The sequence below is a fragment of the Enterobacter sp. CPE_E863 genome (genome assembly GCF_046521465.1).
Taxonomy (GTDB): domain Bacteria; phylum Pseudomonadota; class Gammaproteobacteria; order Enterobacterales; family Enterobacteriaceae; genus Enterobacter; species Enterobacter adelaidei.
In genome coordinates this window covers 179,771-204,080 of the sequence record NZ_JBKFZX010000002.1, presented here as the reverse complement: position 1 = coordinate 204,080, position 24,310 = coordinate 179,771, and the positions used below count along the sequence as shown (strand labels likewise).

The 24,310-nt window shown below is 46.0% G+C and carries 26 protein-coding genes; 18 read left to right on the top strand and 8 right to left on the bottom strand.

What is annotated here, in order from left to right:
* Positions 1 to 72: 72 nt before the first annotated feature.
* The 8 genes from ACLHV8_RS23315 to ACLHV8_RS23280 all read left to right on the top strand — a co-directional run bounded on the left by ACLHV8_RS23315 (position 73) and on the right by ACLHV8_RS23280 (position 8,296).
* Positions 73 to 681 carry a hypothetical protein gene (locus tag ACLHV8_RS23315; RefSeq protein WP_000926374.1) on the top strand — a complete coding sequence of 203 codons (609 nt, stop codon included), beginning with the start codon at positions 73 to 75 and terminating at the stop codon, positions 679 to 681.
* Between the two features lie 153 nt (positions 682 to 834).
* Positions 835 to 1,188: a hypothetical protein gene (locus ACLHV8_RS23310; RefSeq protein ID WP_000769182.1), complete on the top strand. Its 354-nt coding sequence runs from the start codon at positions 835 to 837 to the stop codon at positions 1,186 to 1,188.
* A gap of 222 nt (positions 1,189 to 1,410) precedes the next feature.
* Positions 1,411 to 4,746, top strand: coding sequence for a hypothetical protein (locus tag ACLHV8_RS23305; RefSeq protein ID WP_000502666.1), 3,336 nt, complete (start codon positions 1,411 to 1,413; stop codon positions 4,744 to 4,746).
* 564 nt (positions 4,747 to 5,310) lie between these two features.
* Positions 5,311 to 5,826, top strand: coding sequence for a hypothetical protein (locus ACLHV8_RS23300; RefSeq protein WP_000228894.1), 516 nt, complete (start codon positions 5,311 to 5,313; stop codon positions 5,824 to 5,826).
* A gap of 84 nt (positions 5,827 to 5,910) precedes the next feature.
* Positions 5,911 to 6,402 (top strand): hypothetical protein, encoded by a 492-nt coding sequence (locus tag ACLHV8_RS23295; protein WP_000636790.1) that lies wholly within the window; start codon positions 5,911 to 5,913, stop codon positions 6,400 to 6,402.
* Positions 6,403 to 6,898: 496 nt separating this feature from the next.
* Entirely contained in the window at positions 6,899 to 7,813 is a 915-nt protein-coding gene (locus tag ACLHV8_RS23290) for an IS5 family transposase (RefSeq protein WP_100185530.1), read from the top strand.
* Entirely contained in the window at positions 7,795 to 8,010 is a 216-nt protein-coding gene (locus ACLHV8_RS23285; protein WP_122966916.1) for a hypothetical protein, read from the top strand. The genes ACLHV8_RS23290 and ACLHV8_RS23285 overlap by 19 nt, the downstream gene beginning before the upstream one ends.
* Positions 7,907 to 8,296 carry a hypothetical protein gene (locus ACLHV8_RS23280; RefSeq protein WP_236689843.1) on the top strand — a complete coding sequence of 130 codons (390 nt, stop codon included), beginning with the start codon at positions 7,907 to 7,909 and terminating at the stop codon, positions 8,294 to 8,296. The genes ACLHV8_RS23285 and ACLHV8_RS23280 overlap by 104 nt, the downstream gene beginning before the upstream one ends.
* 50 nt (positions 8,297 to 8,346) lie before the next feature.
* Here the strand turns inward: ACLHV8_RS23280 and ACLHV8_RS23275 are convergent, their stop codons facing one another.
* The 4 genes from ACLHV8_RS23275 to ACLHV8_RS23260 form a co-directional block, all read right to left on the bottom strand.
* Positions 8,347 to 8,754 (bottom strand): hypothetical protein, encoded by a 408-nt coding sequence (locus ACLHV8_RS23275; protein WP_001371904.1) that lies wholly within the window; start codon positions 8,752 to 8,754, stop codon positions 8,347 to 8,349.
* Between the two features lie 457 nt (positions 8,755 to 9,211).
* Positions 9,212 to 9,883, bottom strand: a complete 672-nt coding sequence (locus ACLHV8_RS23270; RefSeq protein WP_000285959.1) for a serine protease — start codon at positions 9,881 to 9,883, stop codon at positions 9,212 to 9,214.
* Between the two features lie 44 nt (positions 9,884 to 9,927).
* Positions 9,928 to 10,233, bottom strand: coding sequence for a hypothetical protein (locus ACLHV8_RS23265; RefSeq protein ID WP_001100610.1), 306 nt, complete (start codon positions 10,231 to 10,233; stop codon positions 9,928 to 9,930).
* Between the two features lie 22 nt (positions 10,234 to 10,255).
* Positions 10,256 to 10,573 carry a hypothetical protein gene (locus ACLHV8_RS23260; RefSeq protein ID WP_000785965.1) on the bottom strand — a complete coding sequence of 106 codons (318 nt, stop codon included), beginning with the start codon at positions 10,571 to 10,573 and terminating at the stop codon, positions 10,256 to 10,258.
* A 221-nt stretch (positions 10,574 to 10,794) separates the two neighbouring features.
* Between ACLHV8_RS23260 and ACLHV8_RS23255 the strand changes: the two genes are divergently transcribed.
* The 6 genes from ACLHV8_RS23255 to ACLHV8_RS23230 all read left to right on the top strand — a co-directional run bounded on the left by ACLHV8_RS23255 (position 10,795) and on the right by ACLHV8_RS23230 (position 15,248).
* Positions 10,795 to 12,141 carry an ISNCY-like element ISLad2 family transposase gene (locus ACLHV8_RS23255; protein WP_076611902.1) on the top strand — a complete coding sequence of 449 codons (1,347 nt, stop codon included), beginning with the start codon at positions 10,795 to 10,797 and terminating at the stop codon, positions 12,139 to 12,141.
* A 58-nt stretch (positions 12,142 to 12,199) separates the two neighbouring features.
* Positions 12,200 to 12,556: a hypothetical protein gene (locus ACLHV8_RS23250; protein WP_410392138.1), complete on the top strand. Its 357-nt coding sequence runs from the start codon at positions 12,200 to 12,202 to the stop codon at positions 12,554 to 12,556.
* Positions 12,557 to 13,010: 454 nt separating this feature from the next.
* Positions 13,011 to 13,682 (top strand): hypothetical protein, encoded by a 672-nt coding sequence (locus tag ACLHV8_RS23245; protein WP_246978485.1) that lies wholly within the window; start codon positions 13,011 to 13,013, stop codon positions 13,680 to 13,682.
* Positions 13,661 to 14,371, top strand: a complete 711-nt coding sequence (locus tag ACLHV8_RS23240) for an FRG domain-containing protein (RefSeq protein WP_410392137.1) — start codon at positions 13,661 to 13,663, stop codon at positions 14,369 to 14,371. The genes ACLHV8_RS23245 and ACLHV8_RS23240 overlap by 22 nt, the downstream gene beginning before the upstream one ends.
* Positions 14,372 to 14,523: 152 nt before the next feature.
* Positions 14,524 to 14,964, top strand: coding sequence for a hypothetical protein (locus tag ACLHV8_RS23235; RefSeq protein ID WP_016239970.1), 441 nt, complete (start codon positions 14,524 to 14,526; stop codon positions 14,962 to 14,964).
* A gap of 17 nt (positions 14,965 to 14,981) precedes the next feature.
* Entirely contained in the window at positions 14,982 to 15,248 is a 267-nt protein-coding gene (locus tag ACLHV8_RS23230) for a hypothetical protein (protein ID WP_407224132.1), read from the top strand.
* Positions 15,249 to 15,288: 40 nt separating this feature from the next.
* Here ACLHV8_RS23230 and ACLHV8_RS23225 read toward each other — a convergent pair whose 3' ends face one another.
* Positions 15,289 to 16,212 carry an IS5 family transposase gene (locus tag ACLHV8_RS23225; RefSeq protein WP_410392139.1) on the bottom strand — a complete coding sequence of 308 codons (924 nt, stop codon included), beginning with the start codon at positions 16,210 to 16,212 and terminating at the stop codon, positions 15,289 to 15,291.
* Positions 16,213 to 17,147: 935 nt separating this feature from the next.
* Between ACLHV8_RS23225 and ACLHV8_RS23220 the strand changes: the two genes are divergently transcribed.
* The gene (locus ACLHV8_RS23220; RefSeq protein WP_000125668.1) at positions 17,148 to 18,551 is read left to right on the top strand and encodes an ISNCY family transposase; all 1,404 of its coding nucleotides are present in this window, start codon (positions 17,148 to 17,150) and stop codon (positions 18,549 to 18,551) included.
* A 32-nt stretch (positions 18,552 to 18,583) separates the two neighbouring features.
* On the opposite strand, the gene arsH is transcribed toward ACLHV8_RS23220, so the two are convergent.
* Entirely contained in the window at positions 18,584 to 19,288 is a 705-nt protein-coding gene (gene arsH, locus ACLHV8_RS23215) for an arsenical resistance protein ArsH (RefSeq protein WP_000130816.1), read from the bottom strand.
* An 86-nt stretch (positions 19,289 to 19,374) separates the two neighbouring features.
* On the opposite strand from arsH, the gene ACLHV8_RS23210 reads away from it, so the two are divergent.
* Genes ACLHV8_RS23210 through arsC form a run of 3 tightly spaced genes read left to right on the top strand, consistent with a single transcriptional unit; the run spans position 19,375 to position 21,468 of the window.
* Positions 19,375 to 19,695: a transcriptional regulator gene (locus ACLHV8_RS23210; RefSeq protein WP_000941305.1), complete on the top strand. Its 321-nt coding sequence runs from the start codon at positions 19,375 to 19,377 to the stop codon at positions 19,693 to 19,695.
* Between the two features lie 45 nt (positions 19,696 to 19,740).
* The gene (locus tag ACLHV8_RS23205) at positions 19,741 to 21,030 is read left to right on the top strand and encodes an arsenic transporter (RefSeq protein ID WP_000922628.1); all 1,290 of its coding nucleotides are present in this window, start codon (positions 19,741 to 19,743) and stop codon (positions 21,028 to 21,030) included.
* A 12-nt stretch (positions 21,031 to 21,042) separates the two neighbouring features.
* Entirely contained in the window at positions 21,043 to 21,468 is a 426-nt protein-coding gene (arsC, locus tag ACLHV8_RS23200; protein WP_000065802.1) for a glutaredoxin-dependent arsenate reductase, read from the top strand.
* Positions 21,469 to 21,527: 59 nt separating this feature from the next.
* Here arsC and ACLHV8_RS23195 read toward each other — a convergent pair whose 3' ends face one another.
* Positions 21,528 to 22,355, bottom strand: coding sequence for a universal stress protein (locus ACLHV8_RS23195; protein ID WP_001066652.1), 828 nt, complete (start codon positions 22,353 to 22,355; stop codon positions 21,528 to 21,530).
* A gap of 18 nt (positions 22,356 to 22,373) precedes the next feature.
* Positions 22,374 to 23,852 carry a SulP family inorganic anion transporter gene (locus tag ACLHV8_RS23190; RefSeq protein WP_000927306.1) on the bottom strand — a complete coding sequence of 493 codons (1,479 nt, stop codon included), beginning with the start codon at positions 23,850 to 23,852 and terminating at the stop codon, positions 22,374 to 22,376.
* Positions 23,853 to 24,310 lie beyond the last annotated feature (458 nt).

The window sequence follows — 24,310 nt, the reverse complement described above, 5'->3', positions numbered from 1 at the left end:
AAAACCATCTTTTACCGATAATGGCGAGCTGGCCTACGAAGAAGGTATACAAGCTAGGATGAAAGGATTCTGATGCTCCTCCCACCAAATTTTTTATCTCCTGAAGACCAGGCTGAGTACGATGCTTATATGGCAAGGTTCAGCGAGGTAAATCACTATTATGAGCATTGCACTGTCCCCGTGATTGACTGGTTTTTTAAACAAGCAACCGAGGCGCTGCATCATGGTCTATGGTTACCGGCCTGTACGAGCTTTCTGAATGGGATCGAAACATCACTCAGGGTTACGCTGAAGTTGAAATCAACTGTTAACGTTCAGCAGTCAGTTCCTGTACTGGTGGACTTAGATGGTACGTCAGTAATGAGTAACGCTTTAATGCGAAAGGCTAAGCAGGAAGGGATGCCGATAGAATTACTGTCATTTCCAGCCGAGAAGAATATGTTGGCAAAGATAGACGCTGGTAAAAAACCTGAAGCAGATATCGTCAGGCTTAGAAATAGTCTATGCCATGGCAACATTCTGGAGTTCATTATGAGTGTTAAAGTCGGTTCTCCAGATCCCATACGAATTTTTACTCCTGGTAACTGCTGTGGTTTAGCGCTTTTACTTTCGGCCTTATCGAAGAAATGGACGGTAGGCTTGCATCAATACTGGATCGACAACAATCTGACGTCCTGCTGAAACCTCATAAATCATGCCTACTAAAGTCACGTGCAAAAAAACGTTGTAGCATGATATGTTTAAAGTCAAAACAGTGGGTTCTATGTTTTGACGGCAAACATGATATAACTAATACTTCATAAGTAGATATCAATAGTCATAATGGAGTGAACTATGAAATTAAAAAATATTCTGCTGTGTGCGATGATGTCAGTCGCTTTTGGCTCCTCTGCTAATACTACACATAAAGTTGAAAACGAACCTATCCCAAACATTATTCTTGATGGTAAGGTTGATGATATTTGTAAAGATGCAAGCATCCGAACTGAACTTAATCATGATAAAGCAAAGGAACTGGTAACCACCAACCTGAAGCAGGCATTACCATTAAATACGGTACCGGATAAGTTGGATGAAGTTGCAGAAGCCTTTGTAAACCGCGACAAAGGCGCTTCAGAAACAGCAGACCATTGCCTTGTTAATGTACGTAATAAATACTGGGAAATGTATCCCTCTGAAGATAAGTAGCATTTATTATTAAAGGCTTCACTTAAGAAGCCTTTTTTAACCCTTTGCGAAACCTGCTTTAAAAGCAATGCGCTATTCATATCTAAGAATCTATTTAATTAATGAATAATAGTGGACGGATTCATTTCTAGTGAATGCCGAAGTTGGTGTTTTTTGAGTTATTAGACGGTAAGTGCAATCTGGTATGATTCACCTAACATACGAATCTGGAAGGAAAGGTATATGGGTGACCTGGTCAGCAAAAATAACATTGACCGTTTAGAGCGATTTCATTCTTTGCTGGCGGGTCAGTACTGGACGTCCACTGACAGCATCCCTGAAGAGGGTATTGTGGCAGGGGATACGCTGCTCATTACGTCTTTGCGTTACGTTGAAGATAAGCTGCACACAGTGATTCTACGCGCCCATCCCCGCGTTTACGGTCAGACTGTAGCTATTGTCACTGAAGACAGCAGCGGCAACCGTAGGGAACGTGGCAAAGAAATGCGAGAGCATCGCTTCCTGGTTAAGGATTTTCTGTCCAGTTTTGTATTTGAACCCGACCATAAGGTAATCCGGGATGCTGAACTCAGACAAGCTCAGGAAGAAGTGAATAGCCTACAGGCATCGCTTACAGCCCTCGTGAGCGATGCTCAGGGGCTCCGTGACCTTGCGATTGAGCAATTAGGTACAGATGACCGTGAAAACCCTGTGACGGGCCTTAGCGTTGCGTTAGTGCCCCCACAAGAGCAGCAGGCGGTAACCTCACTGGCGATTGGATCAGTTCAAAATGCTCTGTCCTCTGGTATTTCAGATACCCGCATTGAACAAATCAGAGAAGCGGCCTTAAAAGAAGGGCAGATCAGCACAGCCATCAGCAAAATCATCACACAACGAACGCAGGCAATCGCTAATGCCAGCAAAAGAATGCTGCCCTATTTCGAGGAAGTTGCAGCGGCAAGTCTGGCCACTACAGAAGAAGCCATGGAATATGTGAAGAAAATCCACGATGGCGTTGGCAGTCTGGAACTGTATACCGGCAAAGACGTTGAGGTAGTGAATATCGTGAAGGGTGAATCCGCTCCATCACACCTCCCGCTCCAGGTCGTTCAGGCAAAGCTGATGGTGGATGAAGAGCTGGCCGTATGGTGCGATCTCGATAGCTGGTTCGACTTCTCTGATATGGAAAAATTTCATGAAACTTTACGAACCAGCCCCGGGCTGGTGGAGCAGATTTTTCCGTCCGAACGTTCCATCGTATGTATGGCCACAACACGACGTTATATCGATTACCGCGATCCCTGGGAAAATCATGTCCGCAATGACAGGAACCGGGTTGTATTCCTTCTGGTCCGGGACGGTCAAAATATTCATCAGGTTTACTCTTCGGTAGAAAGCCATCTTGGGGCTTCGCAGCTATTCCCTTCCGCCAGCGAACAGGAAGCACATTTCCAGGGGATTGATGGCAGCACCATAAAGTTTGAGGACGTCAGTTATACCGACCGACTGAAGCAGCATGATCTTATGGCACTTCACTACCGTCGTTTCCTGATCCTTATCTGCGGCCTCGATCACCGGCTCAAACTATTTGGTGATTTCTATGATACCAATACCCCTTACAGTTTTCTGAGCCTTGAGTTCCAGGAACGGTACTTCCAATTTCTGCACGACAAAGACGGTTCTGGCCTTTTGGGTATGGCTGAGACACGGCCGTCTCTGCAAAGTTATCTTGAACAGGCAAACTCATGCCTTCAGTCCGGATCCCGGGTAATGTGCAACTGGGATTCGTTGATGAACCCAGTGACAGCACCAGGAGCAGTTCAGGAAGACAACAGCTACTCTGGCTATAAATGGCTTGGGAGAACCCATAAAAACTATGAGCCGGTTATTGCATTCCGTCAGGGAGACGATATCTGTGTCAACGCAACAGTAAACAGATACTCAACGGATCGAGATTTCAATTGTAAGGTGAATTTGTCTTTATTTAAGGAGTCCAGCAGGAATGATGCTGAACTGGGTTTCCTGTGCATGGATACCATTAAAGCGGAGGAGCTCGAATGGTACATTCACAGACGTAAATTCAGGTCTAATCACCTGTTTTACATTCGCTTCTTCAAGATGGCTTTAAATTATATTCGTGCCGAGCGTGAGGCAGAAGAACCTTACCGGCAGATGCTGAGCCAGGCTCTGGCCGATGGAAATATTGGCCAGCCTAATCTGAGATCAGAGTTGATAGATCGATGCATTGTAGCCTGGCGAGCTGATAACAGGGGGGCGACGCTGGAAGCTGCCATGAGTACAGAGAAGGGCTCCAAAGAGCTCCTGAACCAGCTCTATATGCTCGCTGATGTGGGGCTCAAACATCTTCCCGGGGTTCGTAATTTTATTAGCAGCAAAGGCTATGAGCTGGTCAGGTTATCGGTAAATGCTTCAGGGAAACTTGTTGCATATGCCGCACCAGCAAATTTTGAATGCGACAACCGGATGGAAGGGCATGCCTGGGTTCATCGAATGGTACTTGCTACATCCCGAAATGTCTTAAACGTCACTCATCAACGTTTTGCGAAAATGAAACACTTCTTACCAGCTGAAAACACCCTGTTCGAAGATGAACAGCTGGTGGCCACATGGTCGGGCAAAAAGACTGCTTTCAAAAGCTTCGAAGAGAAGCAGCGTTATTTTGATACATGCTCCCGTGGCGCTCAGGCTCTTAAGCAGTTTTTAAAGCTGAACGATCCGGTGATTTACACCAATCTGCTTGGCCAGTGGATTGAGGCCTATGAAAGTATCAATGAAACCAGTGAGTACGTACAGCAAGTAAGCCTAATGGCTCCTGTTGCGGTCAAGAGCGAAAAAGGTAAAGCCAGCCTCATCTATATTGGCACTAAAGACCTGGCCGACTGGTTTTATCAGAAAGCGCCGACACCCGAGTTGCAGGCGCTGTTCCTTGAGGAATACCTGTCCAAATTTGAAAATAAAGAGGTCAATAAAGAAAAGCTACTTTCACGCAGAAATACCGCTCTGTCTCTCAGTTTTTACACCATGGACAACGGGGAAGTACCAGATGAAATCCTCGTCACCAAATCAGTTGATAATGCCAGACGGTGGTATTCAGGAATGTTCACAAGCATGCCAACGATGTTAAATGACCAGTGGTCCTGCCATGTTGCGCATTTTTCCCGTAACGGAAAACTCTATTTGACGCCTGATCTGGTCACTGATGAAGGGGAACCTGGTTTTGATGAAATACTCGGGTATCCGCGCCCGGAGGGGCTGGTACCGGTAACCGTGTGTGAGTTTGAAATTGACCACTTTAACCGACGTGGCATTGATGCGAATGGTGATAAGGTGAATATTACACAGTGGGTCGATATTTATCAGGGTGAGCGTGAGGTTACGGAACTGCTGGGGCCTATTTCTGAAGAAGGGGTGAACATCAAAACCTACAGGATGGACACTCTTGAGCAGGCGATGAAAAACATCTCCCGGGGCTCGACGCGCCTCAGACCGTCAACGGAGAATAGCGAGTGGCAACAGCCAGCAGAAGGTGTGAGCCGCTATGTACTTCGGTCATGGTAAAACGCGGGGGCAGGTGCCATCAAAACATCAAACAAAAAGCCATTACAGGCTCAAAGACCCCTTATCGCTCAAATTTGAAAGAGATAAGGCTTTATGATGGCAACGAGGATTATCACCCATCTCGCCGGAGTAACTGGCATAAAAATTGTTTAATCTTTATGCCAGCGCTTCGGCATTTGCTGGCAAGGAGACAGTGTTGAAAGACCATATCGTACCCCCACGAAAAACTAGCGCGAGTTTATCTTATCAACTCAAACGTATTGGGCGCATGCTCCTTCTTTTACTGAGCTTGGCTTTTATAGTTTACGGATTCGTACTGGCTTTCCATCCGCCGCTAACAACCTGGCTACTTCAACCCGGTGGACACTTTGCCCCAGATGACCGATTCATACTGGTTAGTGTTAAGGTTCAGTTTACAACCGGAATAATGGGGCTAATTGTTTGGCGCTTATGGTAAAAGTGGCAAGCAATGATGGGAGAAGGATAACGTTGCTCAGCTCAATCCGGTTTACTGATTGCTTAAATAGAAGGCAGTCATGCCTACATCAGAAAGGAGAAGCATAGATGGTAGAAGCACGTTATCAAGGCAAGCCTGTTAGCAGTCTTCCTGAAGAAGCTTTTGCTGAAGGGTTATCGCGATCCGGTTTAAGCCCCGTTCTGCTACTGGCATCCCCGACCACAGTACCCGTTACCACGGATGAGCGCTGGTGGCTCGCAAAGGAAAACGTGTCAGGACATTACGGCAGGATTTTTTATGCTGCGGTGCGGGAGTTGGTCATAAGGTCGGATATCATCTCAGTAGTGAGAAGTATTGCAGATGAGAATTTCACGTCCGAACATATGGGGTACTTCGAGCGACTTACCTCTGATGAAAAAGAAGTCGTGTTTAGTGATTACCTGCGCACTCTCGCTGAAGGCGGTCTTACCTGCACTGAGAAGAATCTCGTCAAACTGACGCAAGATTTATACCCGATTGATGCAACTCCTGACAACATTAGAAAGCTATCCACGGACAGGGATGCACTGAACGAACTACACATCGATGGTATGGTACTTTTTATTACCGGCCCTGCGCTTTGATTATGGAGATAATACATGCGGTGTTATCCCTGTTAAGGGTTAAGGTAACATTCTTCTAGAATTACAGAAAAATAGAGGTCTAACATGATAGTAAATAAAAACAGGTTTATGCATAAAAACGGGAAAAGGTTTAAGTCCATCGGAAGGTATTTAAGATTTTGGCAAGCAGTAGCGTCCTCTGGTTTACCCATGGACATGGTAATACGGGAAAAACCATATCAACTTATGGTCGCTTTGATTGCTTTATATACGGCCATCCCTGTTGTTACAATAGTAATTTTATCTGGTCAGCAATCGCATAAGTTGGAACTAATTGCTGTGCATTTCAGTACAATTATCACGATGGTGTTTGTTTTGCGTCGAAAGATGGGGAAACGTTGGCTGGATTTATTTGAAGAAAAATTAGCCATTTATAAACCTAATGATAAACTCGCGCTTAGCGAATTACACGAAAGCATACGTGAGAAAAATGGGCTAGACTTGCAGGATTTACAAGATTGGTACTGGAAAGAGAAGATGACATATGAGTATCACAAAGAACGTAAAACAACTATAAGCTATCAAAAATTCAAGTAGCGTTTTAAAATGACAGGGGAGGGCTATTGTGATTTATTAAGTCGGCAAGGTTATTAGGTAGGGGTGTTCAATATGATAAATTCTTCGAGTGAGGTTATTTCAAGAGTTGTTCTGGGCCTTTGAGATAGCTAATTATCATTACAGACTTTATCGAAAGGTATGAATTATGAACATTACCGACAAAGAACTTAGCTCAAATACAGTGAGACAGTATGGATGGAACTTAGGAGAGTTCAATCACTCAACGCCTTTTACATCTCATTTTATTTATATCACCGACTATCATAAAGATAATACATGGATGATTTCACTTTCGCAGGAGGATTTTAATACAACCAAAATTTTAACATCGTTAAGTCTAGGGAAGGTGCGAACAAGTTCCTGATATGAGATCATCATATTCATCCGGAGCGCATCCCAGAGGGACATCATGAGCCATTAACTCACCTTCGCCGATAGTGAATTCAGCACTAAGCGCCGTCAGACCCGAAAAGAGATTTTCCTCTCCCGCATGGAGCAGATTCTGCCATGGCAGAATATGACCGCTGTCATCGAGCCGTTTTATCCCAAGGCGGGCAATGGCCGACGGCCCTATCCGCTGGAGACCATGCTGCGTATTCACTGCATGCAGCATTGGTACAACCTGAGCGACGGTGCCATGGAAGATGCCCTGTACGAAATCGCCTCCATGCGCCTGTTTGCCCGATTATCCCTGGATAGCGCCCTGCCGGATCGCACCACCATCATGAATTTCCGCCACCTGCTCGAGCAGCATCAACTGGCCCGTCAATTGTTCAAGACCATCAATCGCTGGCTGGCCGAAGCAGGCGTCATGATGACCCAAGGCACTTTGGTGGATGCCACCATCATTGAGGCACCCAGCTCTAGCAAGAACAAAGAGCAGCAACGCGATCCGGAGATGCATCAGACCAAGAAAGGCAATCAGTGGCACTTTGGCATGAAGGCCCACATTGGTGTCGATGCCAAGAGTGGCCTGACCCACAGCCTAGTCACCACCGCGGCCAACGAGCATGACCTCAATCAGCTGGGTAATCTGCTTCATGGAGAGGAGCAATTTGTCTCAGCCGATGCCGGCTACCAAGGAGCGCCACAGCGCGAGGAGCTGGCCGAGGTGGATGTGGACTGGCTGATCGCCGAGCGTCCCGGCAAGGTAAAAACCTTGAAGCAGCATCCGCGCAAGAACAAAACGGCCATCAACATCGAATACATGAAAGCCAGCATCCGTGCCAAGGTGGAGCACCCGTTTCGCATCATCAAGCGGCAGTTCGGCTTCGTGAAAGCCAGATACAAGGGGCTGCTGAAAAACGATAACCAACTGGCGATGTTATTCACCCTGGCCAACCTGTTTCGGGTGGACCAAATGATACGTCAGTGGGAGAGATCTCAGTAAAAACCGGAAATAACGCCAGAAATGGTGGAAAAAATAGCCTAAATAGGCTGATTCGATGTGTTTGCGGGAAAAAAATCGGCCCAGATCCGCGAAATTTTAATCAGCGAGTCAGCTTGGGAAGAAATGACCTGCTTATTCGCACCTTCCCTAGATGCCTGTGTATCCATGCTCGGAAAGATACTAAAAAAAATGTCTAACAAAAACGGTATCTCACAAACGGAAGAATCTGAATTCGCATTTCTTTTAACAAACTATATTAAACAGACTTTGACTTTTAGAGAATGGCAACGCAATGCTGACGGAAATCAACGACTGCACTTTCTTATTAATATCTACGGTGCAAAAGAAGACGGTGGCGAAGTGGTTTTAAGACCATTTATTGTAAATCCTGATGAATTAATGCTTACTCCAGCGGATGTCGTTGAATTTAATTCGCAGGTTATCAACGTTGATCGGCAGCGTCATCCTGAGTGGTTCCGTTAACTGGTCACAAGGGTTAAGAGCCTGAAAGGCTGCGATAGTGTATACGCAGCCTATTCTGTATAGCCGTCGCGTAATAATTGTTCTAAATGACTATCGACCGTTTCCTGATCACCAGGAATATATCGTGGCCATCCTGTTATATCGTTGACGCGTTTCACTATGTATGGATGAAACCCAAACTGCTCGGAAGTGATGTCAATATAATATTGCACTTCTTCGAAGTTCAATTCACACCAATAATGGCCAAAGCCACCACTCTCTGTAAATATACCGCCATCATCTGCACCGTTACCCCCACGAACAACAGCATCTAGACCTTTAGTTTTTGCTAAATAACATACAAGATAGCTTGCAAAAAGGCATGTGCCTTTCGTCTTCTTTGTGCCGCACTCCGTCAAAACTGAAAGTAGCTTTTCATGCGCCACTCGTGCAATGCCTGATACCAATTCCGGGGACATGTCTGCTCCAATGAAATTATTAGATCGACTTAAACAGGTAATATGTAATTAGGCATTACGATAAGTCGTGCCCTATTGGTTGGTACATCGTAAGAAAAGTAACTTTTCTAATCCCAGCCTGCACTCCGGGAATGCTTCTAACCTGAATAAATCACGGGGGCAGTGCTGGATACTTGTCAACTGTATTTGGATTCACAGGCTAACTATTTTTATACAGTTTAAGTGAATAAAACTTACTTAAAGCAGCGAACCACGCCGAAAGTGTAATGAGGAATACCGCCAATTCATCAGAACCATTTTTGATAGCACTGAGTAGAGCGATTAGTCCAAGGAACACCGAAAGAAAGACTAGTATTGCGGGTAAAAGTTTATACATGATAGACGTTCCTTTTAAAGGTTCAGATAGGTAGACCAACGCAGATAACGTCGGAATTGCCTGTTGTAAGATTACGCTCATTTAATTATTTTTATAACCTATGAATCCGCGTATAATTTCATTTGTAGTAATCTTCGTAATATATATCTGATAGACATTGATCTTTTTAATGTCTTGTTGACTCACAACACCATATAAGCAACTCTTAGATTGGTTTAACACAGCGCTTCCACTAACTCCATTTTGATAAAAAGCAGTCAAACCATCAGAACCAACTATTCCTTTATAATAGTAGGTTGAGTCGGGGGAAGCATACGTATTTGAAAGCGTATTATACATTCCCGATAGAACCCAAACAGACTCACCTGGAGCTAGAACATTATCACATACTGGAAGCTTCCAATTAGGTGGGGCTTTGACAATAGTATTTTTTTCTACTTTTAAAAGAGCGAGGTCCCGGTTCTTAGGATCATCAATATTGATAACTGTTGCTGGTTGGCTCCCATTCCTTGTTATTATACTTAGACTATAATCCTTGCTTGCATCAAGCCATAAATGTGAAGCTGTAAGAATATGTTGTTCATCGATCCAAGTACCTGAGCCGGAGATTGTCTTATTTCCAGACTTGATTTGAATTTTTACAGCTGAGTCCGAAAGCTCAAAATCATTGTGGTGCATACTTTGTTTATGAGGATTATCGGTGGAACAAGCAGAAATCAGTAAGGCTGAAAGAGCTAAAACCTTTCTATACATAGTCAGTTTCCTTCGAATAAGGCGAGTTTGGTTTCTAGAATATTTTATCCAGCGAGGAATTCTTCTAACGTGCTATCTTGGTACTGGGGATATATCTGCTTCATCATGCCAAAAGCAGCAACCGCTACGCTTTCTAAGTCGGAATAGAATTTAGGCTCCGTATTAAGATCATCACCATTCTTCAGAACGCCCTCGAAGCAGCTATAATCATTTCCGAACTCTTGAACAATAATCCAGCGCCCATCACGGAAACCTACGAGCATAACCGCTGAATTAGGATAGTCGCCAGCAGGCGTTAGCCAATCAAAGTGATAGTGCTTTATCGTATCATATTTCAGATGTACATTCATTATTCCTCCGTTGGCGATTACATTATTTGAGTTTTTTCATGGACTCTAAAGAAGCGAGGTAGGAATTATAGCGATCACCAAATTTTTCTTTCGCACGCTTAACGCGCATTTTCTCCGCGAGCTCAGTCTTGTTTTCTGCCTGGTAGGTCCTATTATTTTGCGTCTTTACTTCGGCCCCTGGGCCTGCTGCGTACGTTTTGTTTTTCTCGCTAATACACGCTCGGCATTTACTCTTGAGGCCAAACTTGCCCTTGAGCTCTTTTCCAAACTGTTCAAAGGGTTTAACTTGCTGACATGATTTGCATTTTTTAAAGCCCGGGGGGAGGTAGGTGTCAGCCATGAGCTGCTCCAGTAGGTATTGATTATAGGTGATTTTAACTTAAAGACGACGTCACTTTCAAATAAATCGACTACTTAACGCTGATCTTACATAATCCTGATTATGCGCACTTAAGTTGTTAGAACCATTTAGTAATGTCACTTTTTATCCAGATAGAAACGTCACCTTAGAGTAAGCTAAACTGAATGCAATTCTAAGGGGCTCAACGCATGTTGGTGACCATGTCAGATAAAGAGATCCACCGCCTACCGGTGATACAGGCAGTTTGTGAAAAGCGTCTACGCCGTCGTGATGCAGCATCACAGCTTGGCATTTCAGAACGTCAGGCGCAACGACTTATCAATCGTTACCGAGTTTCTGGTGCTGAAGGACTTGTCAGCCGCAAACGCGGCCAGCCCAGCAACCGCCGGTTGACCGAATCTCTCAAACTACGAGTACTCACGCTGATACGTGAAAACTACAGTGACTTTGGGCCCACACTGGCCGCAGAAAAACTCAGAGAGCGCCATAATATCCGGCTTTCAATCGAGACCGTCCGCAACTGGATGACGTCTGACGGACTCTGGGTCCCGCATGCTCGCCGTAAGTCACGGGTTTATCAACCCCGACATCGGCGTGATTGTCTGGGTGAACTTATCCAGATCGACGGCTCCCACCATGACTGGTTTGAAGGCCGTGCGCCAAAATGCTGCCTGCTGGTCTTTATCGATGATGCCACCGGGCGTCTGATGCATTTGCGGTTCAGCGAGTCAGAAACAGCCTTTGACTACATGCTGGCAACCCGGGAATACATCGAGCAGCATGGGAAGCCGGTATCGCTGTACAGTGACAAACACGCAATATTTCGCGTCAGTGGTCCGGAGAAACGCAATACCACCGTTACCCAGTTCGGACGTGTGCTTTATGACCTGGCAATCGAGCTTATTTGTGCCAACAGCTCTGAAGCTAAAGGCCGCGTGGAACGTGCGAATCAGACACTTCAGGATCGGCTGATCAAAGAAATGCGTCTGGAAGGTATAACCGGCATTGAGGCCGCAAATGCCTGGCTTGCCACTTTCATCGCTGACTTTAACAGCCGGTTTTCACGACCGGCTAAGTTCCCCAAAGATTTGCATCGTCCGGTGCAGGAAAGCCCCGATGAATTAAGAGACATCTTTGCCTGGCATGATGTTCGTACCGTGTCGAAATCACTGACCTTCCAGTACGATAAGATCCTTTATCTCATGGACACCACAGAAGAAAATAGCCGTCTTGCCGGTGAAAAAATTAAAGTACTGGATTATCCCGATGGCACCCTCGCCTTCCTCTATGGGCACCGGAGCCTTAAGTGCCAGGCATTTGATAAGCTGGCCTGTGTCGACCAGGGGCAGATTGTTGATAACAAACGTCTCGGGACTGTACTCCGACTGGCTCAGGTAAAACAGGATGAGCGGGAAAGCGAAGGCAAACGGGAACGAAGCAAAAAATCGCCCAGCCGTAAGGCTCAGGTGCGCATCCAGGAACAGCTCCGGGCTATCAATCCCGTTCTGGCAGACCCGAGCTTGTTTGTGGCAAGTTCAAAGCGATAGAATCGACCATCAGTGCTGCAAAGTACCGGAACAGTGAGTCCCCAAAAGGATACTTGAGATGATTAAATTCCCGACTACAAAGCGCGTTGATTTGTATAAAACTGCTGTCAGCTCTGAGCAATTACATCTAGATCTGGTTGCGGCTCAGGAGTTCATGTTCGATGCCTGGGAAAATGATGACCTGGAAGTTGTGCTGAAACTCATCAGAAAAGCTATCAAGAAATCCCCGCTCTGTGCTGACGCATACTCATTCTACTGCGAGATATCTCAAGAACCTCCTGAGTCAAAAATCGGGAAGCTGGAGACTGCTTTGTACGCAGCCAGCATTGCACTTGGCGAGGATTTTCAGGAGTTCGCAGGACGTTTGGGATTTGTCGAAACACGTCCATATATGAGCAAAAGCAGCTTTGGCTGAGGCCTTATGGGAGTCTGGTAATTTTTATCCGGCTATGGCTCATAGCCGCGAAATGCTGAAGCTCAACCCGAACGATAACCAGGGGATTCGTCATTTATTAGCGAACTATTACCTTGAGCTTGAAATGGTGGATGATCTGGCCTTGCTACTGGACGATTATCCTGGGGATATGCGTTCGTTTTTCAGTATACACGCGCCCTACTCGCCTACCGACAGTCATCCCCGGATGCCGATGATATCGCTAAAGCTGCGATTGATTCTAATAGACACATCCCCGGCTTGTTATCGAAGTGCAGATTACAGATCAAGTCTAACAGTGGATATATCACGTTAGGTGGAATGGATGAAGCCATTTATTATGTGAATCATAATATAAAGCCTTGGATTCGCACCTCTGGCGCAATTGATTGGATTGTAAATAATTCATTAAGTAAAATATAAGGATTTAGTTTTAATGTTTAATCTAATTATGGGCGGAGAACCTGACTATTTTGAACATTGGCCCATGTATGAACGGGTTAGTGGGAGTTGTGATTTTCCTATATCACGTATGTTAGAAGGCACCTCTGATGACATCCGGTTGAAGTTAACGCCTTTGAATGATAAAGCATTATCTTATATTGAGAAATTACCTACGCTTTTTATGTCAGAACTTTATTCCCGAGACAATGTTGAATACATTACTTTGCGACTTGGTGTAATTTCAAATCTACGAACAGTTAACAAAAATGTTGAGTTTGATTTCAGAATCACTCACTCACAAGATGATGTCGTAGTGATAAACAAAGAGTTATATCAAACAGCTTTAGAATTAGGTGCATATGGGCTGAAACGGACTCACTGGGGAATAAAAGCACGTGATTTAAATCAAACATTAGCACTTCTAAATATAACGACAAGAAGTACACCACTTCCTCCTACTGAAGCACTTCCTGATGAAGTTGATAACTACCCAATAATAGATAATGTTCAAAGTTTCATGGCGCGTGTTTTAGAACAAGATCATGAAGAAGATGCAGAAATATTTTATCGTGGACATTCTGATGTATCTTACGAGTTGGCTCCATCAGTTTTCAGGAAAAACAAAAAGGTAACTTCAAGCATTTGCACAGTGAATCAAATTTAGTCCGTGAAGCCCTAACAGCAAGGCCAACTGAGTTTGTTGATGATAAAACAATGCTAGACAAGTTAGTAAGGATGCAACACTACGGACTACCAACTCGTTTGTTGGATATAACATCAAATCCACTAATCGCTCTGTATTTCGCTTGTTGCGACATTAGTAATAATGAAAATACAAATGAGGTTGATGGACATGTTATTATTTTCAAAACAAAAAGGGATCGTATAAAATTCTTTGACTCTGATACAGTAAGTTGCATATCAAATATATCAATGCTAAGTCAAACACTGAAAGATCAGCTGGATTGTAAAATGGACAAGGAGGCTTTCAATAAAACTGAAGCTTGTCAAAAACTCATACATTACATTAAAGATGAAAAACCTTATTTTAAAGATGTAATTATACCATCAGATTTGGAAAGGTTAATTTTCGTTAAAGGAAGAAATAATAATGAAAGGATGTCATCACAGTCAGGTGCATTCTTATTATTTGGGAATAATGCTGTTTATCCCGATTTAGTTTCAAACCCTGATGATGCTATGCAAGAGTTTAAAGTAGAAAAAATAGTGATCAGAAACAAAGCTAGAATACTTAAGGAACTCGCAAGGTTAAACATTACAGATGCGACAGTTTATCAAGGCATGGAAAGGACAATGAAACTAATTGCGGCCAAATTTTCCGCAGGAGATTGATCTTCATGTGGTTTTTTGACACACTAGCCTGTCGCTACTGGCATTGGTCCCTTGTATGCTAAGCATATGAACTCTGGTGTGTGTTGGACAGGAGCAATTAACCAGTCGTATAGTAAAATTTGAATGTAAAAATATAAAACAAGGAGTTGAGAATGAACCCCATTACTTTGAGTGAAATGAGTGATGAAGATGAAGAGGTAAAAATCATTTCTTCATATGAACCTCAAGATGATGAGATTGCGATCGTTTTTGATAGTTCAAAAATTACTGGAGGTAATGCACTGGATTTTTTCCAGTTCACCAAGCAATCACATTCTAATGTTAAAGTGTACGGAGATTCTAATGGTGTTTCGTACCTGCAATTAAACAGTATAACGTTAGCGTTAGGCACTTTCTTTGCCACATCAGTAATGATACCTTTTTTAGTAAATCTTGTTTCAAATTATATTCAGAAAAAAATTGATAACTTTGGAACTAGAGATATAGACGTTAAAGTCTCTATAATTAAAAAAAATAAATCAGGAAAACATGTGAAATACACTGTTTCTGGAAAAGTAGACGATGTTTTAAAAGTAATTAACAAAATCAAATAAAAATCTATATAGATATTATGAATATTCACGAAAAGTTAAAGCGTTGGATGTGTATTACTCAAGAAGATAGTGCTATTCTTGATTATCTTAATGCTGAGTTAAAAAAAGCTCAATCCTTGAGCTTGAATAATGAATCAAACAGATTGTTTTTATACAAAACAATTTTACTAGCCCATTTAAAATATATTCAAGTCATTAATTTACTTACAAGAGGTGATTTTTATGAAGCATGGGTAGAACTTGAAAGGATAGAAATAGATTTAATACATGGCTTTGTTGAATAAATCAGATTTCGGGTAAGTCTCCCCGTAGCGGGTTGTGTTTTCAGGCAATACGCACGCTTTCAGGCATACCTGCTTTCGTCATTTTGTTCAGCGCTCGTACCAGGGCCATAGCCTCTGCAACCTGACCATCGTAGTCACGCAGTGTCAGTGAACCTCCGAACAGCTGTTTTACCCGGTACATCGCCGTTTCCGCTATCGAGCGACGGTTATAATCTGTTGTCCATTTCCACCGCGCATTACTCCCGGTCAGCCGCTGATTCGCAACAGCACGGTTACGGTCTGCATATTCACCGGGCCAGTAACCCGCGCCTTTTCGGGGCGGGATAAGCGCGCTGATTTTCTTACGCCGCAGTTCATCGTGACAGAGCCGGGTGTCGTAAGCGCCGTCTGCCGATGCTGCCCTGATTTTTTCTGTGAGTCTGCCGGATAAGACCGGGAAGGCTTCTGAGTCCGTCACATTGTTCAGCGACAGGTCTGCACAGATGATTTCATGTGTGTTGCTGTCAACTGCCAGATGCAACTTTCGCCAGATACGGCGGCGTTCCTGGCCATGTTTTTTGACTTTCCATTCGCCTTCACCAAAGACCTTCAGCCCGGTGGAATCAATCACCAGATGCGCGATTTCACCCCGGGTGGGCGTTTTGAAACTGACATTAACCGACTTTGCGCGCTTGCTGACACTGGTGTAATCCGGGCAGCGCAACGGAACATTCATCAGTGTAAAAATGGAATCAATAAAACCCTGTGCAGCCCGCAGGGTCAACCTGAACACGCGTTTAATGACCAGAACGGTGGTGATGGCGAGATCAGAATAGCGCTGAGGTCTTCCCCGTGATGAAGGCGTTGCCGACTCATACCAGGCCTGAATAGCTTCATCATCCAGCCAGAAAGTTATGGAGCCACGGTTGATGAGGGCTTTATTGTAGGTGGGCCAGTTGGTGATTTTGAACTTTTGCTTTGCCACGGAACGGTCTGCGTTGTCGGGAAGATGCGTGATCTGATCCTTCAACTCAGCAAAAGTTCGATTTATTCAACAAAGCCTTAATACATATTAAAGAAAATAATGAGTTTCTGCCTGAGGTTAATTTCTATGGTGTTAACTTCTTAGCGAGAATGGTATGTAATTGGCAGGCGTTATTCCCATATAAAATCTTCGGTAGTTCTCGTGAAATAATAAAAGAAGTGAAATGTTCAGTATGTAATACAACCCGTAGTTTTATTAATGATTGTGGTCATGTTAAAAATAAACTTTATAATGGAGTTCTTTGCTTTGATGAAGTGATCGATTTTGAATTAATTACTTATGACATAGTTAGTAATCCCGTTAACAAATGTAGTGTTTTTTTCTCCAATGATGGTGATCATTATAACTATTCAACTTTAATTAGTGTTGTCAAATACATACAATCCCCACATCAAATTTTCAATATTACGACCTGGAGATTTAAGGCGAAAGAACATGATGGAGTATTATCGCCAGAAAATATTTGTCCATGTGGAGATTCTTTAAAAAAATATGCAGATTGTTGTTTGCCACGTAATGGTATTTATAAAAAACATATAGATATTTGGTTTCCCTTCCCGTTGAATGTAGAACCTATTTAGAACCAGATATTCAATAACTAAAGATCCCGTTGACACAGATATTTCCATATTAAGATGTTTTCGTTATATTTTTATTCCAGTCTTTCATATTTAACTTTTGCTTTATTAATTGGTTGAGTGGGATAACGCAGCAGTCACATTAATATGATTACATAGGCTGAAAGTGCCCTTTCTATCTTGCACAAAGAGGTGACATTTTAAACTTGCTTTGACATAAGTTGTAGTAGCAAAGTTGTAATGTCCGATAATGGCTAAGTTAAGATGTCCGGCGTGTATAATCAAGTAAGGATTACCATGACGGCTCTCGCAGCGGAGTTTTTCACATTGGATGAAGTTAACCGACTCAAAATCATTCAGGATGTCATCGACCGGCGTCTGACAACACAAATGGCAGCTCAGCGGCTTGGTATCTCCGACCGTCAGTGCCGTCGTCTGCTTGCGCGTTATCGTGAAGATGGTCCGATTGGCATGACCAGCCGCCGTCGTGGTAAATCCAGTAACAACCAGTTGCCTCAGGGACTGGCCGCATACGCGCTGAACATTATTCGCGAACGCTATAACGATTTCGGTCCGACGCTGGCCTGTGAAAAACTGTCTGAGGTGCACGGTGTTCATCTTTCCAAAGAAACCGTCCGTAAGCTGATGACTCAGGCCAGTCTGTGGGTCCCACGTAAGCAACGTGCGCCAAAAATTCAGCAACCTCGTTACCGCCGTGCCTGTGCCGGTGAACTCATACAAATCGACGGCTGCGACCACCACTGGTTTGAAAATCGGGGACCTAAGTGTACGGCACTGGTTTACGTTGATGACGCAACCAGTCGTTTAATGCAGCTTCTTTTCGTGAAATCTGAGTCTACTTTCACCTATTTTGAAGCGACCCGGGGCTATATTGAAAAACATGGCAAACCGCTTGCGCTGTACAGCGACAAAGCCAGCGTATTCAGGATCAACAATAAAAATGCAACCGGCGGCGACGGCGATACCCAGTTTGGCCGTGCGATGCATGAACTGAACATTCAGACCATTTGTGCAGAAACCAGTGCTGCCAAAGGCCGCGTTGAACGGGCGCACCTGACGCTTCAGGACCGACTGGTCAAGGAGCTCAGGCTCCAGGGCATCAGTTCCATGGAAGCTGCGAACGCATTTGCCGAAGAGTTCATGAACGATTACAACCGTCGTTTCGCAAAAGCGCCTCGCCAGGCGTTTGATGTTCATCGGGAACTGGATGTCGATGACGATCTTGATATGGTATTTAACTGGCGTGAAGCTCGTAAAGTGTCGAAATCACTCACAGTGCAATACGACAAAGTCCTTTATCTGATTGAAGACAGCGAATTCAGTCGTCGGGCGATTGGTAAATACATCGATGTCTGGCATTACCCGGATGGACATAAAGAGCTCCGGCTTAATGGCGTATCACTTCCCTACTCCACCTATGACAAGCTTTCTGAAATCGATCAGGGGGCCATTGTGGATAACAAACGTCTGGGGCGGGCCCTGGAAATGGCGCAGCTGGTCCAGGCCGAGCGGGATAATAACCGGTCGCAATCCGTACCATCCGGAGACGGCCCTTCTCGCAGGCGTAAAGCTCCCACGACGAAGAAATCCCAGCGTTCCCTGGATCAGGACGATATGTTCAATGCCCTGGTGAAACTTCAGTCACGCTCTGAAGAGATATTTGGGAAGAAACCGATTTAAAGCCCGGTAATCCATCCGGGCATGCCTGGCTGTCAGATTTTGGCCTGATTGACCCGTGCCGCGAGCTCCTGATGACTCTCTTTCCTTTCGCTGTAGCGGTCGGACAGGTAGGCTGTGTGCCCTTTCAGGAGTAACGTCATTTTGAACAACTCTTCGGTAACGTCGACAATCCTGTCATACCAGGGTGAGGGTTTCATGCGCCCTTCATCATCAAATTCCTGCCATGCCTTTGGCACTGACGACTGATTGGGGATGGTGAACATCCGCATCCAGCGGCCAAGTATCCGCATCTGATTGACCGTGTTAAACGACTGTGAACCACCACAAACCTGCATGACGGCCAGCGTTTTACCCTGGGAAGGACGAACAGCACCTTCACTCAGGGGTATCCAGTCAATCTGGGCCTTCATCACCGAGCTCATGGCGCCATGTCTTTCCGGAGAACTCCAGACCATTCCGTCACACCACCTGACCAGCTCGCGGAGTTCAAGCACTTTGGGGTGACTTTCGGGCGCATCATCGGGTAACGGCAGACCGGATGGGTTAAATATTTTCACCTCAGCCCCCATCTTTGCCAGCAACCGCCCGGCCTCTTCCGCTGCAAAACGACTGTAGGACCGCTCTCGTACTGAACCGTACAGGATGAGAATTCGCGGCATGGTTTCGTTGTTGCCCGTAAGTTTGCTGGCAAGCGCATCATCAAAATAAGCCGGTTCGATTGCTGGTAAGTCGGTCATAAAAAATCTCCATTTCATAAGCTATGCTTTAAAAGTTATCACATATGAAATACCATATGTATTGTTATTTTTTTACGAGGTTAAGCATGCTACAGCCTGTTCAGCTTTTTAAACTGCTCGCCGACGAGACCCGTTCAACTATCGTGATGCTTCTCAGGGAGTCCGGTGAAATGTGCGTCTGTGACATCTGTGCGGCAACCGCAGAGTCTCAGCCAAAAATTTCTCGCCATATGGCCCTTTTACGTGAAGCCGAGCTGGTCATCGACCGTCGCGAAGGAAAATGGGTGCATTACCGACTGTCGCCACACATGCCAGCATGGGCTGCGGGTATTATTGATACAGCCTGGAACTGTGAACGAGAAAACATACGCAACAAGCTCAGTAGCGTGGCATCTGTCTCCTGCTGATGGCGATATATATATCCGAATAAACAAATGTGAATGGAGTTTCTGATGTTACTGGCTGGTGCTATCTTTTTATTCACGCTCGTCCTGGTTATCTGGCAACCCAGAGGGCTGGGGATTGGCTGGAGTGCCTCACTGGGCGCAATTCTGGCATTGCTGACTGGCGTCGTTCATCTGGGGGATATTCCGGTGGTCTGGCAGATAGTGTGGAATGCGACCGCCACCTTTATCGCCGTGATCATCATCAGTCTTCTGCTCGACGAATCCGGCTTCTTTGAATGGGCCGCGCTGCACGTTGCCCGTTGGGGGAATGGCCGGGGGCGGCTGCTCTTCACCTGGATCGTCCTGCTTGGTGCGATGGTTGCGGCACTGTTTGCCAACGACGGTGCGGCACTGATCCTGACACCTATCGTTATCGCGATGCTGCTGGCGCTGGGATTCAGCCGGGGAGCAACCTTAGCGTTTATCATGGCCGCAGGGTTTATCGCTGACACGGCAAGCCTGCCACTGATTGTCTCAAACCTGGTGAATATCGTCTCGGCGGATTTCTTTAAGCTTGGTTTCTCAGAATATGCCGCCGTGATGGTCCCGGTTAACCTGGCCGCGATTGCGGCTACGCTGGTGATGCTGCATCTGTTTTTCCGTAAGGACATTCCCGCCGTTTACGACGTTTCTCTGTTGAAAGAACCGAAAGACGCTATACGTGATGTGAATACCTTTAAAACCGGCTGGCTGGTTCTGGTGTTGCTTCTGGTGGGATTCTTCGGACTGGAGCCGCTGGGCGTACCGGTCAGTTTGGTCGCAGCCGCTGGTGCATTGCTTCTGTTTGCTGTTGCGAAAAAAGGGCATGCCATTAACACCGGTAAGGTGCTGCGTGGTGCGCCCTGGCAAATCGTTATCTTCTCGCTGGGGATGTACCTGGTGGTCTACGGCTTACGAAATGCCGGTCTGACCCACTATCTCTCTTCCTTGCTGAATCAGCTGGCAGAGCAGGGATTGTGGGCGGCAACGCTGGGTACGGGCTTCCTGACGGCCTTCCTGTCATCAGTGATGAACAATATGCCGACCGTGCTGGTCGGGGCGCTGTCGATTGATGGCAGCACAGCGACCGGTGTTATCAAAGAAGCGATGATTTACGCCAACGTCATCGGCAGCGACCTGGGGCCAAAAATTACCCCTATCGGCAGTCTGGCAACGTTACTGTGGCTGCACGTTCTGTCGCAGAAAAATATCAAAATTACCTGGGGATATTACTTCCGGGTGGGCATTGTCATGACAATCCCCGTGCTGTTTGTCACGCTTGCAGCACTGGCGCTTCGTCTGTCTTTCACTTTGTAATGAGATACTGATATGAGCAACATTACCATTTATCACAACCCGGCCTGCGGCACGTCACGCAATACCCTTGAAATGATCCGCAACAGCGGTACAGAGCCGACCGTTATTCATTATCTTGAAACCCCACCATCACGAGCTGAGCTGGTAAAACTCATTGCGGATATGGGGATCACGGTACGAGCGCTGCTGCGTAAGAATGTCGAACCTTTTGAAGCGTTAGGGCTGGCGGAAGACCGCTTTACTGACGAGCAGTTAATCGATTTTATGTTGCAGCACCCTGTTCTGATCAATCGCCCTATCGTGGTAACGCCGCTGGGTACCCGGCTATGCCGCCCTTCTGAAGTCGTGCTGGATATTCTTCCCGATGCGCAGAAAAGCGCGTTCACGAAAGAGGACGGTGAGAAGGTAGTTGATGAAAAAGGTAACCGGCTGAACTAAACGTGTTCTTGTGACGAAGGGCGAGAGAACTCGCCCTTTTTTATTTAAGATAATCAGTGCTAACGGAGGATAAGAAGCGGTTGTTGCGTCTTTTGCAGCATTTCGGAGGTATGACTACCGATAAAGAACTGCCGCAACCTGGAATGACCGTAGGCCCCCATCACTATCAGATCGACAGCATTTTCCTCGGCGTAACGAATAAGCGCGTCCCCGACTGATTGCCCGGTAAGATGTGTTGTGCTGTTTTCTATATCCGCGTCACGTAAAATTTGCTGTGCGGTCAGCAGCTCTTCCTTCTTACCGTTTACCATGACAAGGTGGCACTCCAGCCCCCTGAGTAAGGGACTCATCGTCAGACGTTCCAGGTTACTCCTGCTTTCTTCACTGCCATCATAAGCCAGCATGACTCTGGAAGGCACTGAGTAGTTCTCCGGAACAACCAGTAGGGGTTTCTTTTGCAGACGAATAACGCTTTCCAGATGAGAGCCTACCGGATGCTGGCTACCCCGACGCCCCAGCACCATGAGACGAAGGTCGCTCAGCTCTGCCAGAACTTCATCCGGTGTACCGTGTTTTTGCATCAAAAGCACATCCGGGCTTCCCTGTTTTTGAAGCAGTTCAGCACAACTTTCCAGTATTGCTTTCCCCTGGGCCATCAGCAGGCGATTACGTTGCCCTTCAATTTCTACCAGCTCATCGGTCAGCAATTGCTGACTGTCTATGCCGAGAGTGCCGGTCAGGTCTGACACTACCGGGGTGCTGTCTTTTTCGATAACGTGCAACAGTGCTAGCTGTGATTGCAAAGTGCGGGCTGCCCACGCCGCATATTCACACACTGACCGCGTTGAAAGTGAACCGTCCACACAGGCTGTAACAGTATTATTCATAGTTTTCCCTCCAGTCTGTTAATGACCGCCCATCAGTTTTTCGACTTCTTCAGGTTTATCGTGAACACCAAACCGGTCAACGATGGTGCGGGTGGCTTCATTCATCCCACGTATTTCAACCCCGGCGCCCTCTCTACGGAACTTAATGACCACCTTATCCAGGGCGCTGACGGACGTGATGTCCCAGAAATGGGCATGTGAAACGTCTATCACCACATTCTCAATCGCTTCACGGAAATCAAAGTGGCTCGTAAAGCGGTCTGCTGATGCAAAGAATACCTGGCCGGTGACGGTATACGTCCGGCTCGTCCCCTCCAGAACTGAGGTTACACGCATGAACCGGGATACTTTAGTGGCAAAATTGAGCGAAGCAATCAGTACACCGGTCAGCACACCGAAGGCCAGATTATGTGTTGCCACCACAACCGCGACGGTGGCAAGCATGACCACGCTGGTTGAAAGGGGGTGTGTCCGCAGGTTGGCAATGGAGCGCCAGGAGAATGTCCCGATGGAAACCATAATCATCACCGCGACCAGCGCTGCCATCGGAATTTGGGAGACCCAGTTGCGCAGGAACACAATCAGGCAAAGCAGCACCACGCCCGCCGTGAGGGTTGAAAGTCGTCCGCGTCCACCGGATTTTACGTTGATAACAGATTGCCCAATCATCGCGCAGCCTGCCATTCCTCCGATAAAGGATGTGCAGATGTTCGCGATGCCCTGAGCTTTGCACTCCCTGTTTTTGTCGCTTGGCGTGTCGGTCATGTCATCCACGATAGTGGCGGTCATCATCGACTCAAGCAGGCCAACCACCGCAAGCCCCGCAGAATATGGCAGGATGATGAGCAGCGTCTGAAGATTTAAAGGCACGTCCGGGAGCAGGAAGACCGGCAGACTGTCGGGAAGTTTCCCCATATCCCCGACGGTTCGCACATCCAGATGCAGCCACATGGCAATCCCAGTCAGCACCACGATGCACACAAGCGGTGAAGGAATGGTTTTGTTGATATAAGGGAAGAGATAGATGATCCCCAGCCCTGCCGCAGTCATGGCATAAACATGCCATGTCACATTGGTCAGCTCAGGCAACTGGGCCATAAAAATCAGTATTGCCAGTGCATTAACAAACCCCGTGACCACTGAGCGTGAAACAAAACGCATCAGCCCGCCAAGCTTCAGATATCCGGCTATCAGCTGGAATACCCCGGTCAGTATGGAGGCAGCCAGTAAATACTGTAAGCCATGATCTTTCACCAGCGTCACCATCAGGAGAGCCATTGCACCGGTGGAGGACGAAATCATCGCCGGACGTCCGCCAAAGAAGGCCATAACGAGAGGAATACAGAACGCCGAGTAGAGGCCCACCTGGGGATCAACACCGGCGATAATGGAAAAGGCGATCGCTTCTGGAATGAGTGCGAGCGCGACAACAATACCGGCCAGAACGTCACCACGGACGTTACCCAGCCAGTCCTTACGCGTCGAGGACAGCAACATAGTAATTTCTCAGTTTTTAGATACAGTCAGCCCTGGAGGGCTACATTTTTACGTACGGTAAAGCACATCCGCAGACGGGATGTTATTGAGTGCGTGCTGAGGCTTGCTCAGTACGACAGAGGAAGGAAAAACTCAGGGTGGCGTAATACGCATAGCGGTTGTCAGATTCTCCATAGCGGATGTGTATATATTGTCGGCTCTGTTGTCAGGAAGAACTTACAGAACACGTCGCGTTTGAACATGAAACACTTCAAAGCAGCCCAATACTACAAATAAAGCGAATACGGGGTCAACCCAACAAGGTACTCAAACGAAGAGGTTAAGATGCGATTTTTATCCAGGAATTCAATATTATCAAAGGACATTTGAACTTTGCCCCACCCCGGACATCTCTACTTAGCTTTGACATAAGTTATTGATTCATATGTGGTTATTTTTTAACATTTACGTTTCACGTA

Coding starts and splice junctions, on each gene's coding strand:
- ACLHV8_RS23220 (WP_000125668.1), top strand. CDS start 17,148: ATGACGGCTCTCGCAGCGGAGTTTTTCACATTGGATGAAGTTAACCGA.
- ACLHV8_RS23310 (WP_000769182.1), top strand. CDS start 835: ATGAAATTAAAAAATATTCTGCTGTGTGCGATGATGTCAGTCGCTTTT.
- ACLHV8_RS23230 (WP_407224132.1), top strand. CDS start 14,982: ATGAATATTCACGAAAAGTTAAAGCGTTGGATGTGTATTACTCAAGAA.
- arsH (WP_000130816.1), bottom strand. CDS start 19,288: ATGACCGACTTACCAGCAATCGAACCGGCTTATTTTGATGATGCGCTT.
- ACLHV8_RS23295 (WP_000636790.1), top strand. CDS start 5,911: ATGATAGTAAATAAAAACAGGTTTATGCATAAAAACGGGAAAAGGTTT.
- ACLHV8_RS23250 (WP_410392138.1), top strand. CDS start 12,200: ATGATTAAATTCCCGACTACAAAGCGCGTTGATTTGTATAAAACTGCT.
- ACLHV8_RS23275 (WP_001371904.1), bottom strand. CDS start 8,754: ATGTCCCCGGAATTGGTATCAGGCATTGCACGAGTGGCGCATGAAAAG.
- ACLHV8_RS23315 (WP_000926374.1), top strand. CDS start 73: ATGCTCCTCCCACCAAATTTTTTATCTCCTGAAGACCAGGCTGAGTAC.
- arsC (WP_000065802.1), top strand. CDS start 21,043: ATGAGCAACATTACCATTTATCACAACCCGGCCTGCGGCACGTCACGC.
- ACLHV8_RS23270 (WP_000285959.1), bottom strand. CDS start 9,883: ATGTATAGAAAGGTTTTAGCTCTTTCAGCCTTACTGATTTCTGCTTGT.
- ACLHV8_RS23245 (WP_246978485.1), top strand. CDS start 13,011: ATGTTTAATCTAATTATGGGCGGAGAACCTGACTATTTTGAACATTGG.
- ACLHV8_RS23235 (WP_016239970.1), top strand. CDS start 14,524: ATGAACCCCATTACTTTGAGTGAAATGAGTGATGAAGATGAAGAGGTA.
- ACLHV8_RS23265 (WP_001100610.1), bottom strand. CDS start 10,233: ATGAATGTACATCTGAAATATGATACGATAAAGCACTATCACTTTGAT.
- ACLHV8_RS23190 (WP_000927306.1), bottom strand. CDS start 23,852: ATGTTGCTGTCCTCGACGCGTAAGGACTGGCTGGGTAACGTCCGTGGT.
- ACLHV8_RS23305 (WP_000502666.1), top strand. CDS start 1,411: ATGGGTGACCTGGTCAGCAAAAATAACATTGACCGTTTAGAGCGATTT.
- ACLHV8_RS23210 (WP_000941305.1), top strand. CDS start 19,375: ATGCTACAGCCTGTTCAGCTTTTTAAACTGCTCGCCGACGAGACCCGT.
- ACLHV8_RS23205 (WP_000922628.1), top strand. CDS start 19,741: ATGTTACTGGCTGGTGCTATCTTTTTATTCACGCTCGTCCTGGTTATC.
- ACLHV8_RS23300 (WP_000228894.1), top strand. CDS start 5,311: ATGGTAGAAGCACGTTATCAAGGCAAGCCTGTTAGCAGTCTTCCTGAA.
- ACLHV8_RS23195 (WP_001066652.1), bottom strand. CDS start 22,355: ATGAATAATACTGTTACAGCCTGTGTGGACGGTTCACTTTCAACGCGG.
- ACLHV8_RS23255 (WP_076611902.1), top strand. CDS start 10,795: ATGTCAGATAAAGAGATCCACCGCCTACCGGTGATACAGGCAGTTTGT.
- ACLHV8_RS23260 (WP_000785965.1), bottom strand. CDS start 10,573: ATGGCTGACACCTACCTCCCCCCGGGCTTTAAAAAATGCAAATCATGT.